The sequence below is a fragment of the Actinoplanes lobatus genome, from assembly GCF_014205215.1.
GTDB lineage: Bacteria > Actinomycetota > Actinomycetes > Mycobacteriales > Micromonosporaceae > Actinoplanes > Actinoplanes lobatus.
On sequence record NZ_JACHNC010000001.1, the window covers coordinates 9,727,073 to 9,739,358 of the forward strand.

Consider the following 12,286-nt stretch of genomic DNA (forward strand, 5'->3'; position numbering starts at 1 on the left):
CCCTCGTGACATTCGCGACATCGGGGTACGCGCGGCGGCCCGCGGGGCGAAAGCGGACATCGCCGGGCGTACCACATCGTGCCCGTCGCGTCCGTGGAATCGGCCCGCGGCGTCCGCCGGGGGGCGACTGCGCGGCCGACCCTGCGGGGCGGCGCGACAACCCGCGGCGGCCTCGGTAACAATCGTCGGCGTGACGACAGCTATCCATCAGCGCATCGCCTCGGAGCTCGGGGTACGGGAAGGGCAGGTCACCGCCGCGGTCGAGCTGCTCGACGGCGGGGCCACGGTGCCGTTCATCGCCCGCTACCGCAAGGAGGTGACCGGCACGCTCGACGACGCCCAGCTGCGCACCCTCGAGGAGCGCCTGGGCTACCTGCGGGAGCTGGAGGACCGGCGGGCCGCGGTGCTGGAGTCGATCCGCGCCCAGGGCAAGCTCGACGACGCCCTGGAGCAGCAGATCCTCGAGGCCGACACGAAGGCCCGGCTGGAGGACATCTACCTGCCGTTCAAGCCGAAGCGGCGGACCAAGGCGATGATCGCCCGTGAGGCCGGCCTGGAGCCGCTCGCCGAGGGACTGCTGGGCGACCCCTCGGTCGACCCGAAAGCGGCCGCAGCGGCGTTCGTGGACCCCGGGAAGGGCGTCGCCGACGCGCAGGCCGCCCTGGACGGGGCGCGGGCCATCCTGATCGAGCGGTTCGCCGAGGACGCCGACCTGATCGGCGACCTGCGTGAGCAGATGTGGACCCGGGGCCGCCTGGTCGCCAAGGTCCGCGACGGCAAGCAGACCGACGGGGCGAAGTTCTCCGACTACTTCGACTTCGCCGAGCCGTACTCGAAGCTTCCCTCGCACCGGATCCTGGCGATGCTGCGCGGCGAGAAGGAGGACGTCCTCGACCTCACCATGGAGCCGCACCCGGAGGAGGACGAGGGCTACTTCGAGGGCCGCATCGCCGGCCGCAACGGGGTCAGCGACCAGGGTCGGCCCGGTGACCGGTGGCTGGTCGACACGGTCCGCTGGGCCTGGCGCACCCGGATCCTCATCCACCTCGGCGCCGACCTGCGGGTCCGGCTGCGGGAGGCGGCCGAGGACGAGGCGGTGCGCGTCTTCGCGGCCAACCTGCGTGACCTGCTGCTGGCCGCGCCGGCCGGCACCCGCGCCACGATGGGGCTGGACCCGGGCTTCCGTACCGGGGTGAAGGTCGCGGTCGTGGACGCCACCGGCAAGGTGGTGGCGACCGACACGATCTACCCGCACGTGCCGCAGAACAAGTGGGACGAGTCGATCCACCGGCTGGCCGCGCTGGCGTCGAAGCACGACGTCGAGCTGATCGCGATCGGCAACGGCACCGCCTCCCGGGAGACCGACAAGCTGGCCACCGAGCTGATCAAGCGGCACCCGGACGCCAAGCTGACGAAGGTGGTCGTCTCCGAGGCGGGCGCGTCGGTCTACTCCGCGTCGGCGTACGCCTCGCAGGAGCTGCCCGGCATGGACGTGTCGCTGCGCGGCGCGGTCTCCATCGCCCGCCGTCTCCAGGACCCGCTCGCCGAGCTCGTGAAGATCGACCCGAAGTCGATCGGCGTCGGCCAGTACCAGCACGACCTCTCCGAGGTGAAGCTGGCCCGGTCGCTGGACGCGGTGGTCGAGGACTGTGTGAACGGCGTCGGCGTCGACATCAACACCGCCTCGGCGCCGCTGCTCACCCGGGTCTCCGGCATCACCGCGGGCCTGGCCGAGAACATCGTGCTGCACCGCGACCAGAACGGCCCGTTCAGGAACCGCCAGCAGATCAAGAAGGTGGCCCGGCTCGGCCCGAAGGCGTTCGAGCAGTGCGCCGGCTTCCTGCGGATCCGTGACGGCGAGGACCCGCTCGACTTCTCCAGCGTGCACCCGGAGTCGTACCCGCTGGTCCGCACGATCGCGGCCGACGCCGGCTCGGACGTGAAGACGATGATCGGCAACAGCCCGCTGCTCAAGGCGATCCGGCCGGACCGGTTCGTGACCGACACGGTCGGCCTGCCGACCATCACGGACATCCTCAAGGAGCTGGAGAAGCCGGGCCGCGACCCGCGGCCGGCGTTCACCACGGCCACCTTCGCCGAGGGCGTCGAGAAGATCGCCGACCTGAAGCCGGGCATGATCCTGGAGGGTCAGGTCACCAACGTGGCCGCGTTCGGCGCGTTCGTCGACATCGGCGTGCACCAGGACGGTCTCGTGCACGTGTCGGCGCTCTCCGACAAGTTCGTCCAGGACCCGCGCGAGGTGGTCAAGTCCGGTGACGTGGTGAAGGTCCGCGTCCTGGAGGTGGACCCGGTCCGTAAGCGGATCTCGCTGACCATGCGCCTCACCGACGAACCGAGGCAGGGCGGCGGCCGCAACCGCGACGACCGCGGCCAGAGCGGTCAGGGCGGCCAGGGCCGGGGTCAGGGCGGCCAGGGCGGCCAGGGCCGGGGTCAAGGCGGCCAGGGCGGCCAGAGCCGGGGCCAGGGCGGTCAGGGCCGGCAGGGTGGCGGACAGCGCCAGCCCCGGCAGGGCGGCGGCCAGCGGGGCGGTCAGGGCGGCGGAAACAGCTTCGGCAACGACGCCATGGCCGACGCGCTGCGCCGGGCCGGCCTGACCAAGGACTGAGCGACCGAACGGATCACGGGCCCGGGCGTCTCGCCCGGGCCCGTGCCGTCACAGCTTCCAGACCCGGAGGTCGGTGAAGGCCACCTCGTACCGGCCCTCGTCCGGCGCGTCCCGCTCGTTGTAGATGCCGAGCAGCACCCGGCCGATCCCGAAGTCCTTCTCCAGCGGCGCGTCGCCGACCCGGGCGCCGTCGCGCGACACCTGCACCGTGTCGCCCTGGACGACCAGGGTGATCAGGGTGGGCTCGCCGTTCAGCGGGACCGCCTCGCCCAGCGGCATGGTCTTCACCACCGACACCTTGCCGTCGCTGCTGTGCACGCCGAAGTAGATGTTGTTCTCGCAGACGCGGACCTGGTAGCCGGCCTGTTTCACGTTGCGGAACCAGATCGCCGCGCAGCTGTCCGGGGTGAGCAGCCGCACGCCGGTCTCGATCCGCAGGTCCGGCGGCAGCTCGTCCTCCGGGCCCTTGCACTTGTAGGTGCCCACGCTGTCGCGGTGCGCCACCAGGCCGCCGTCGAAGTGGCAGTTGCCCTCGCCGTCCTGTTCGCTGGGCCGCCAGTAGGACTGCTGCCGTAGCGTGTCCGCCATCCACGGGCGGTCGGCGGGCACGGCCGTGTCCTCGCTGGGCGCGGGCGTGGGATCGGTCACCGTCTCGCCGTTCCGGTCCGGGCGCATCGAGAGGGCCAGCATGACCGCGCCGGCGACCACCGCGAGGATCAGGAAGGCCACCGCGACCGGCAGCGCCCAGCGGCGGGCCGGCTCGGGCGGCGGCGGGCCGGTGGGCCGGGTGTGCCCCGGGGGTGCCGAGATCGGCACGGTGACGATCGAGTTCTCGTCGTAGCCGACCAGGCCGGCCGGGATGTCCAGGGTCGGCACGCTTTCGCCGGCGGTCTCCGGCGCCGCCGCGAACCCGGTCACGGCCTGCGCCTCGACCGCCGCCGCGCGCAGGGCGGGCTGGTCGGCGAGGGCGGCCGCGGAGGCCGCCGGGCGCTCCCCGGAGATCAGCAGGTCGAGGAGCTCACGGGCGCTGGGCCGGTTGGCCGGGTCCTTCTCCAGGGCGTGCGCCACCAGGTCGCGCAGCGGGCCGCTGAGCCCGTCCAGGCGGGGCGGCTGGGTGAGGATGCGGGCCGCGGTGGCCGGCGGCGAGTCGGCCCGGAACGGGGTGTGGCCGGTGCCCGCGTACGCCACCACGCTGCCCCAGGCGAACACGTCCGCGGCCGGCGTGACCGGGGTGCCCGGGTCGGAGCTGAACCGCTCGGGCGCCATGTACGCCACGGTGCCCACCATCTGGTCGGTCCGCGTGTTGGCGCTGGTCGCCTCCATGGCCCGGGCGATCCCGAAGTCGATCACCTTGGGGCTGCCCGGCGCCAGCAGCACGTTGCGCGGCTTGAGGTCGCGGTGGATCACCCCGGCGCCGTGGATGGCGGTCAGCGCGGTGGCCACCCCGATCGCCACGCCGTGCAGGTTGGCGCTGGTCAACGGCCCGCGCTGCTCGACCACGTCGGCCAGGGTGGGCCCGTCCACGTACTCGACCACCAGGTACGGGTGCTCGTGGTCGGGGTCGGCGTCGATCACCTCGGCGGTGCAGAACGGCGGCACCTGCCGGGCACGGTTCACCTCGCTGCGGAACCGGCGCCGGAACTCGTCGTCGAAGGCCAGGTCGGCGCGGACCATCTTGACCGCGACCAGCACTCCCCCACCGGTTCTCGCCAGGTAGACGGTGCCCATGCCACCCTCGCCGAGGCGGCCGACGAGCTCGTAGTCGCCCAGGGTACGTGGGTCGCGCGGCCGCAGCGGTTGTGTCCGCTCGCCCGGCAGTGCGGCATCGACCATCCTCGTCCCCCCGGAGCGCCTCCTTCGTGTGCCGATCGCACTGTATAGGGCCGTGTCCCGGGCGGAAATATCGGCGGCCTCATGGAGATCCCCGATACAGGAATCGGGGCACCACCCGATGCCGGACACCCCCGCACCGGCACACCATGGAGTCACGGTTTCACCACCAGTGACAGCCACCAGTGAAAGTAGGAGTCCACGATGAACGCCGTGCACGACACGCTCGCCCGACAGGGTCTCGTCCGCCCGCTGAACGGCCGGATGCTCGCCGGCGTGTGCGCGGGCCTGTCCCGCCGCTTCGGCCTCGACCCGTGGATCGGCCGGCTGCTGTTCGTGCTGATCCTCTTCGTCATCCCGGGCAGCCAGATCCTGGTCTACCCGCTGCTGTGGATCCTGATGCCGGCCGAGAAGCCCGCCTTCTCGCCCACCCCCACCACCTTCTGAGGAACCCGCCGCGCACCCGGTTGACCCACCGTGACGAAGTGGACACGATGGGGTCATGGCAAAGATTCTGATCCTGACCGGTGACGCGGCGGAGGATCTGGAGGTGATGTACCCGTACCAGCGCCTCCTGGAGGAGGGGTACGAGGTGCACATCGCCGCCCCGTCGGCCAAGAAGCTCCAGTTCGTGGTGCACGACTTCGTGGACGGTTTCGACACGTACACGGAGAAGCCGGGCCACGCCTGGCCGGCCGACCTGGCCTTCGCCGACGTCGACCCGGCCGGCTACGCGGCGCTGGTGCTGCCCGGCGGCCGGGCGCCGGAGTACATCCGCAACGACGACGACTGCCTGCGGATCGTGCGGCACTTCGCCGCGGCCGACAAGCCGATCGCGGCCCTGTGCCACGGTCCGCTGGTGCTGGCCGCGGCGGGTGTGCTGAGCGGGCGGACGATCAGCGCCTACCCGGCCTGCGCCCCGGACGTGCGCGCGGCCGGGGCCACCTTCGCCGACAGCGCGGCACAGATCGACGGCGTGCTGGTCACCGGGCGGGCGTGGCCGGACCACCCGGCGTGGATGCGTGAGTTCCTCACCGTCCTGCGGGCCAAGGCGCCGCTCGCCTGACCCTCACGCGGTCAGCTCGCGGACCTTCCCGGTCAGCTGGAGGTCGTCCAGGTAACCCCGGTAGACGATCTTCCCGGTCCGGTCCACCATCACGTACCAGCTCTGCTGCGCGATCCCGAACCGCTTCCACAGCTTGCCGCCGGGATCGTTCAGGTGCGTGATCGACTCCAGTTCGAAGTCGGCGACGAACTCCTTCATCTCCGCGGCGCCGCCCATCCCGGCGATGCCCAGGATCGCGAGCTCGTCGCCGTACTCGGTATGGATGTCGCCCAGAGATTGCGCCTCGCTCGCGCACGTGGCGCACCAGGGTGCCCAGAACCAGAGGATGGCCGGCTTGCCGGCCAGACCCGCCGCGTCGAACTTCTCGCCGGCGAGGGTGGTGCCGGTGAAGGAGAGCGACTTCGGCACGGCCACCGCTTCCGCTTTCGCGGTCGCGGTGGCCGTCGGCCCGGAGCTCGTGACGGGCCCGGAAGCCGTGGCGGGCGCGGGAGACGCGGCCGGTGTGGTGCCGCAGCCGGTTGCCGCGAGCGCGGCCGCCAGCATGATCAGAACCAGCCGGGGTACGCGTGACGCGCGCCGCCTCGTCATTTGGCCGTGGTGGGCTCGGTCAGCCGCAGCGCGAGCGCCGGGCAGACGTTGACCGCCTTGCGGGCGCCGTCCTCCAGCCACGGCGGCAGCGGCGTCTGGGGGAACGCCGGGAACCCGTTGTGGTCCAGCCGGATGATCTCCGGGGCCACCGCCGAGCAGAGCCCGTGGCCGTCGCACCGCGACCAGTCCAGGGCCAGCTTGCGCGCCCCCTTCTCGGCCGTGTACGGCAGCGGCAGGATGCCGCGCACCGGCTTGCCACAGCCCTCGCCGTTGGAGTGCGCCTGCACGTCGGCGCGGAAGACCTCCAGCGCGGACAGCGCGAACCGCGAGCTGCCGTCCGGGTGACTGCACGCGCCCCGGCCCTTGACCAGGCCGGCCGCCTGCCGCACCTGCTCGACCGCGTTGCCGCCGAGCGACACCAGGGTCACCGCGCGGGCCAGGTCGGGCAGACCGATCCGGCACGGGCCGCACTGACCGGCCGACTCACCGGCCAGGTACTGCACGACCTGGGCGACCTCGCCGACCGGGCAGGTCTTGGAGCCGATCGGGATCAGCATGCCGGCGCCCAGGGTGCCGCCGACCTTCGCGAACCCCTTGCGGGAGATCTGGATGGTCTTCGCCTGCTCGGCGCTCACCCACTTGCCGTGGTAACCGCCGACCAGCAGGCCCGGGCCGATGTCGGCGCCGCACATCTCCAGCACCTCCATGAGCGAGGTGCCGGTGGGCGCCTCGACCACGGCGGGCGCCGACGCGGAGCCGCCGATCGTGAGCATCACGGTGCCCGGCTCCTCCGGGATGCCGACCGCGTTGTACTCCCACGGCCCGAGCCGGGCCGCGATCGCGAGCTGCGAGTACGTCTCGGCGTTCGACAGCAGGGTGGGCAGGCCCATCACGCCGTTGTCGCTGGACCGGACCTTGCGGCCGGGCGGGATGTGCGCCTCGCCGTTGATGCCGCGGACCAGCGCGCCGCCCTCACCGGAGATGAACCGGTGCGGCACCAGGACGATCCGGGTCGGGCAGGGCATCTTGCGCTCGGCCAGCGCCGCGGCGAGCGACTCCTGGCCGACACCGTCGTCGGCGACGCCGATGACGATCTCCTCGGCGTCCAGGGCGGCGGCGGCCAGCGCCGCGCCGTCCAGGATCAGGTGCGGGCCGCGGGTCAGGATCGCCTTGTCCTTCCAGGACGGCGGCTCACCCTCGGTGGCGTTCACCACGATGACCGGCGGCAGCTCCTGGCGGCGGCACGAGTCCACCACCGCGCGGACCTTACGGGCGAACGGGAAACCCGCGCCGCCGCGGCCGCGCAGCTCGATCCGGTCGGCCAGGCCGATCAGCTCGCCCGAGGAGAGCGCCGCGAAACCGCCGTGCACCTCCTGGTGGGCGAGCAGGTCGAGGCGACCGTACTCGTCGAATCCCGCGGTGATCCGCGGCGTGCCGATCGCCGTGACCGGGGGAACCTGTGCCGTACTCAATTCGCTTCCCTCGCGTCACCACGGAGCTGGGAGAGGTAGGCGTCGTCGGCGTCGTCGCGCCCACCCCGGCGGCCGCCACCACGGCCCGGCTCGTCCCGCCGGGCCCGGCGGGAACCCGTGTCGACCAGGGTCGCCGAGTCGTCGGCCGGGTAGCCGCCGCCGGACCCTTCGGCCAGGTCCACGAACTCGCTACGGCTCTGCCGGCGGGGCGGCTCCTCGTAGCGCGGCTCCTCGTAGCGGGCCGAGCGGGACCCGCGGGGGGCCGCGTCGTAGTCGTCGTCGGCGCGGCGACGGCCACGGGAGCGGTCGTCGTACTCCGGCTCACGGCGCATCCGGGTGCCGGTCGCCTCGACGTCGTCGCGGCGGCGGGAACGGGGCTCGTCGTACTCCGGTTCACGGCGCATCCGGGTACCGGTGGCCTCGACGTCGTCACGGCGCATCCGGGTGCTGGTCGACTCGACGTCACGGCGCGACATCCGGGTCTGGGTGTCGTAACGCTCGTCGTCCTCGTACCGGCGGCCGCGGCCGCGCGGGCCCTCGTCGTAGACCTCCTGCGAACGGCTGCCACGGGAGCGGGGGGCCGGCTCCTCGTCGTACCGGTAACGCTCCTCCTCGACGTCACGGCGCGACATCCGGGTCTGGGTGTCGTAACGCTCGTCGTCCTCGGCGGGCCGGCGCTGGCGCGGCGCGGGCGGCGCCTCCAGCTCGGCCTGACGGCGGCCACGCGGCGGGTAGTCCTCCTCCACCGGCGCCGGAGCGGGCGCCGGGCTGACCGGGCGGGTCGGCGGCGGCTGGTTCCACGTCTGGGTGGGCGCGCCACCGTCCGGGGCGCCGGCCGGGGCCAGCAGGTCCACCGGGGGAGCCTCGCGACGGGCCGGACGGCGGATCGGGGCCGGGGCGGTCGGCACCAGCGTGCCGGTCTCGGACGGCTTGACCGCGCCGACACCGGCCGGCGAGGCGAAGTCCTTACGGCGGTTCAGGCTGACCGAGAGGCGTACCGCCAGTCCGACCAGAACACCGAGCACACAGACGATGTAGCTGACGGTGACCCAGGTGGCCGCCGGACGGCCCGCGGAGAGGCCGTGGGTGAGGGCGATCGGCCACATCAGGTAGGAGATCGCGTGGATACCCCGCCACATCCAGGGCTTGCCGCGGCCGATGAACCTGGCCCGGGCGATACCGGACCACAGCACCAGCACCATGATCCAGCCGGCGATCGGGCCGAGGCCGACGAACCACTTGTTGAGCCCGTCGGTCAGGAACGGGATGAAGATGTCGACCAGGCCGATGTAGTCCTTGGCGAACTTCGTCCAGACGTGCGCGACCAGGGCAGCGACCGCGATCACACCGGTGGTGCGGTGCGCGGACTGGAGCAGCACCCGCTGGCGGACACTCAGAACCAGCCTGTCGGTGGCGACCAGTCCCACCATGATGGTGATGGACAGCGACACCAGACTGACGACCCCGATGTAGAAATCGAGGTAGTAGAAAAAGTAGACGTACCCGACTTTTCCGGGCGTGGTCATCATCGCGACGGCCCAGATGGCGGCCCCGATGCTCAGGATCAGCAGGGTCACCTCGAGCTTCGACGCCGATCGGGTGCCGGTGGAGCCGACGTCGACCGCGACCCGGGAGGCGGCGGTTGCCTTGTTGTTCTTCGAGCGGGCCATGGACTCCTCGTTTTCCTTGGTGCGGTCACGTCCCGTGGGCGGTGGGACGCCGGCGTCCGTGGGGAACGCCCCGCGCTCAAGCTCTGCGCTGGACCCGTCCTCGGCCTTGCTTTCCCCTGCGTGGCCCCAGTCCGTGTCCTCCCCGGATTACGTGCCGGGCCCAGGATCGGATGAACACCGGCCGAACTTTTTGCGTAGTCTCCTGACTACTTTCTGCGCAGGCCTGCTGAGCTGCGCAAACACCGAAAAGGTTGCTCTCTTAAGGAAGAAATAAGGATCGGCGGGTGGGTGACGCGGGCCACCCACTGAACCATTTCCGGCCCGGAGGCGAACTAAGTAGTGCAGGCGAGTCGATGACAGGCAGCGAAGGGGGATCGTCATGCGTCACCGGATCACCGCGCTCACCGGCGCGGTCATCGCCGGCGCCGTAGTGAATACCGTGGTGTGGGCGGCGCCGGCCGCGGCCGACGTGGAGGGGTTCAACGTCCGGGTCACCGCGCCGGACCGGTTCACCGCCGGGCGCAACGCCCAGGTCGTGACCGCCGTCGTCACCTCGGAGAACCGGCAGTGCCGCAAGGTCCGGTGGGCCCTGCTCGTGCACTCGCGGATCGACCCGGGCCAGTTGCAGGTCACCCGGTTCGAGGACAACGGGCCGTTCGCCACCACCGACCAGACCGAAGGCGTCACCACGACGATCGTCGACAACGACCTCGACCCGGGCGAGGCGTGCCGGGGCCGGACGGTGACCGGCCGCTGGCAGGTCGGGTTCGCCGGGCCGGAGGGCGGCGACGTGCGGTTCGAGGTGCGCGCCTTCGACGCCGAGAACACCCTGCTGACCGCCGGCGGCGCGGCGGCCCGGGTGCGCGGCGAGGTGGAGGCGGAGGCGTCCCCGTCGGCCACGCCGGAGGAATCCGCCGCGCCGGAGGAGTCCGAGGAGGCGGCACCGGAGGAGACCCGCGAGCCCACCCGGGCCGTAGCCGACCCGGACGAGACCGAGACCGCGCTGGTCGCCGACGACACCACCCTGCTCGGGCCGGGCCTGATCGTCGGCGGCGTCTGCGTCTTCCTGGGCGTGCTCCTGCTGGTCCGGCTGCGGGCGCGGGCACGGCAGGCCCGGCAGGACGCGCAGTCGACACCCACCGGTTTCTACAGAATGCCCGGATAATCCAGATAGGAACACTTCCTCCGGGTGATTTCCCGGCGCAACGAGCCTCCCCGGCCCCACGGCCCACTACCGTGAGGACCCAGCGTCACCGTCCATAGGGGAGGACTCCGTGGCCCAGATCCCGCCCGCCCGTCCGCGCCCACCGGCCGACCAGCAGCCGCCCGCCACCGAGCGTGCGCCCGTCGATCAGCAGCCGCTGAGCGACCCCCAGCCACCCGCCGCCCTACAAACGCCCGCCACCCACCAGACGCTGGACGGCCCCCAGCCGGCCGCCACCCACCAGACGCTGGACGGCTCCCAGCCGGCCGCCGCCCGGCAGGCGCCTGCCGGGGCCGGCCGGTCGTCCGGTGAGCAGCCGCCCGAACGGGGGCGTTCCGCCGGGCGGCGGGTCAAGGTCGCCGCCGCGTTCGGGGCTCTCGCGCTCGTCGCGGTCGCCGTGCCGGCCGGCGTCTCGTTCGCCGGGACCGACCGGGCGCCGGCCGAGTCCAAGCCGCCCACCACGCAGGCCGAGAACTTCCATGGGGTCGACCCGCGGGTGCCGGCGGAACTGACCCCGCCCGCCGGGAACGTGCTGCACTCGGTGCTCAAGGCCCGGGGCGTGCAGATCTACGAGTGCCGCGGCGGCACGTGGACCCTGCTGGAGCCGGCCGCCTCACTCACCGGCGTCACCATGCACCCGGTGAAGAAGCTGTCCGCCCTGCACTTCCGCGGCCCGAGCTGGCAATCCGACCAGGACGGGTCGCTCCTGGAGGGCGACGGCCCGAACGCCAAGCGCGCCCCCTCCGAGCACCCGAACAGCATTCCGCAACTGCTGATCCCGGCGAAACTGAACCGTGGCGACGGCGTCTTCGGCAAGGTCACCTACGTCCAGCGGCTGGACACCGTCGGCGGTGTCGCCCCGGCCGGCCCGTGCACCGGCTCCGGCGCCACGGCCGTCCCGTACCGCGCGGTCTACCGCTTCTTCGCGGCCAAGCCCTGACCCCGCCACCCGCGGCCGCTTCGGCAATGGCTCCCCAAGCCGGCGGCACGAAACCGGCCGACTCCAGAGGCTGTTTCAGCAGTACCGGGACAGCCCCGGGAGCCGGCCGGACCACCGATCTGCGCCCGGCGGGCGCGGCACAGGCGTGACCCGGCAGTGAGCTCGCGGGGAGCTCCGGGAACGGGGTGTTGCGGTTGTGGGCGGCCTACCGCCGTACAAGAAGAGGGTTCTGGGTTTAGGCCGGCTGGGTCTCGGAGCGGTCGGATGGTCGGGCGGCCAGGTGGGTGCGGGCCGCCTGCACCAGGGCCTCCGGGTCGTCGGCGTGGAAGCGGACCGTGGTCGCCGGCCGGCCCTTGGCCTTGCGGACCGGGAGCACCATCGGGCCGGTCAAGCGCACGTCGATGCTGGTCTGGCTGGCCATGCCGAGGGAGAGGACGCCGTCCTCCAGCTGGATCTGGCCGCCCGGCGGCATCGAACGGCGGCGCACCTCGAGGGACTCGACATGCTCCCAGGCGATCGGGACGTCCAGGGTGATGCTGTTGCGGATGCGCAGCCCGGATGGGCCGACCAGGTGGGGATGGACCACCATGGTGGCGGCCAGCCCGATCATCCAGAACAGGCCGTAGACGCCCGCGGCCAGCGCCGTCACCCGGACCGGCTCCCACGGGATCATCAGGTCCAGGATCGGGATCTCCACGGCCGAGACGACGATGAACGCGCCCAGGATCAACTTGACCGCGCCCACGTAACCGAATCGCTCGACCCCCGGCCCGACCGGGACCGGCCGCCGGAGGATCCAGCGGAACAGCGCCGCCCACAGCCGCAGCTCGTAGACGACCACGAACCGCGCGAGTCCCCACACTTTCGTCACCGGGCCACCGTAGTTCGCG

The 12,286-nt window shown here is 72.4% G+C and carries 10 protein-coding genes; 5 read left to right on the forward strand and 5 right to left on the reverse strand.

The genetic code is table 11. From position 1 onward, the window contains the following. Positions 1–190: 190 nt before the first annotated feature. Positions 191–2,626, forward strand: coding sequence for a Tex family protein (locus BJ964_RS44220; RefSeq protein WP_188126234.1), 2,436 nt, complete (start codon positions 191–193; stop codon positions 2,624–2,626). Positions 2,627–2,674: 48 nt separating this feature from the next. Here the strand turns inward: BJ964_RS44220 and BJ964_RS44225 are convergent, their stop codons facing one another. Further along, positions 2,675–4,459 carry a serine/threonine protein kinase gene (locus BJ964_RS44225; RefSeq protein ID WP_188126235.1) on the reverse strand — a complete coding sequence of 595 codons (1,785 nt, stop codon included), beginning with the start codon at positions 4,457–4,459 and terminating at the stop codon, positions 2,675–2,677. A 201-nt stretch (positions 4,460–4,660) separates the two neighbouring features. On the opposite strand from BJ964_RS44225, the gene BJ964_RS44230 reads away from it, so the two are divergent. Further along, a complete protein-coding gene (locus BJ964_RS44230) occupies positions 4,661–4,903 on the forward strand; it encodes a PspC domain-containing protein (RefSeq protein ID WP_183225650.1) in 243 nt (80 codons plus the stop codon). 55 nt (positions 4,904–4,958) lie between these two features. Further along, the gene (locus BJ964_RS44235; RefSeq protein ID WP_188126236.1) at positions 4,959–5,522 is read left to right on the forward strand and encodes a DJ-1/PfpI family protein; all 564 of its coding nucleotides are present in this window, start codon (positions 4,959–4,961) and stop codon (positions 5,520–5,522) included. 3 nt (positions 5,523–5,525) lie between these two features. Here BJ964_RS44235 and BJ964_RS44240 read toward each other — a convergent pair whose 3' ends face one another. From BJ964_RS44240 to BJ964_RS44250, 3 genes are read right to left on the reverse strand one after another with little or no spacing between them, the layout of a single operon-like run. Beyond that, positions 5,526–6,110 (reverse strand): TlpA family protein disulfide reductase, encoded by a 585-nt coding sequence (locus BJ964_RS44240; RefSeq protein WP_229807141.1) that lies wholly within the window; start codon positions 6,108–6,110, stop codon positions 5,526–5,528. After that, on the reverse strand, positions 6,107–7,582 hold the full coding sequence (locus tag BJ964_RS44245; RefSeq protein WP_188126237.1) for an NADH-quinone oxidoreductase subunit NuoF family protein: 1,476 nt from the start codon (positions 7,580–7,582) through the stop codon (positions 6,107–6,109). Before BJ964_RS44245 ends, BJ964_RS44240 begins: the two co-directional genes overlap by 4 nt. After that, positions 7,579–9,252 carry a translation initiation factor III gene (locus tag BJ964_RS44250; protein ID WP_188126238.1) on the reverse strand — a complete coding sequence of 558 codons (1,674 nt, stop codon included), beginning with the start codon at positions 9,250–9,252 and terminating at the stop codon, positions 7,579–7,581. The genes BJ964_RS44245 and BJ964_RS44250 overlap by 4 nt, the downstream gene beginning before the upstream one ends. Before the next feature lie 379 nt (positions 9,253–9,631). Here BJ964_RS44250 and BJ964_RS44255 point away from each other — a divergent pair, with 379 nt between their 5' ends. Then, complete coding sequence (locus BJ964_RS44255; protein ID WP_188126239.1) at positions 9,632–10,417, forward strand: hypothetical protein; 786 nt, start codon at positions 9,632–9,634, stop codon at positions 10,415–10,417. Positions 10,418–10,526: 109 nt separating this feature from the next. After that, positions 10,527–11,396, forward strand: a complete 870-nt coding sequence (locus BJ964_RS49420) for a DUF3455 domain-containing protein (protein WP_188126240.1) — start codon at positions 10,527–10,529, stop codon at positions 11,394–11,396. 235 nt (positions 11,397–11,631) lie between these two features. Here BJ964_RS49420 and BJ964_RS44265 read toward each other — a convergent pair whose 3' ends face one another. Continuing rightward, complete coding sequence (locus BJ964_RS44265) at positions 11,632–12,267, reverse strand: hypothetical protein (RefSeq protein ID WP_188126241.1); 636 nt, start codon at positions 12,265–12,267, stop codon at positions 11,632–11,634. Positions 12,268–12,286 lie beyond the last annotated feature (19 nt).

What these genes read in the sequence shown, in the direction of transcription:
- BJ964_RS44225 (WP_188126235.1), bottom strand. Translation starts at nt 4,459, where the DNA reads ATGGTCGATGCCGCACTGCCGGGCGAGCGGACACAACCGCTGCGGCCG.
- BJ964_RS44235 (WP_188126236.1), top strand. Translation starts at nt 4,959, where the DNA reads ATGGCAAAGATTCTGATCCTGACCGGTGACGCGGCGGAGGATCTGGAG.
- BJ964_RS44250 (WP_188126238.1), bottom strand. Translation starts at nt 9,252, where the DNA reads ATGGCCCGCTCGAAGAACAACAAGGCAACCGCCGCCTCCCGGGTCGCG.
- BJ964_RS44240 (WP_229807141.1), bottom strand. Translation starts at nt 6,110, where the DNA reads ATGACGAGGCGGCGCGCGTCACGCGTACCCCGGCTGGTTCTGATCATG.
- BJ964_RS44230 (WP_183225650.1), top strand. Translation starts at nt 4,661, where the DNA reads ATGAACGCCGTGCACGACACGCTCGCCCGACAGGGTCTCGTCCGCCCG.
- BJ964_RS44255 (WP_188126239.1), top strand. Translation starts at nt 9,632, where the DNA reads ATGCGTCACCGGATCACCGCGCTCACCGGCGCGGTCATCGCCGGCGCC.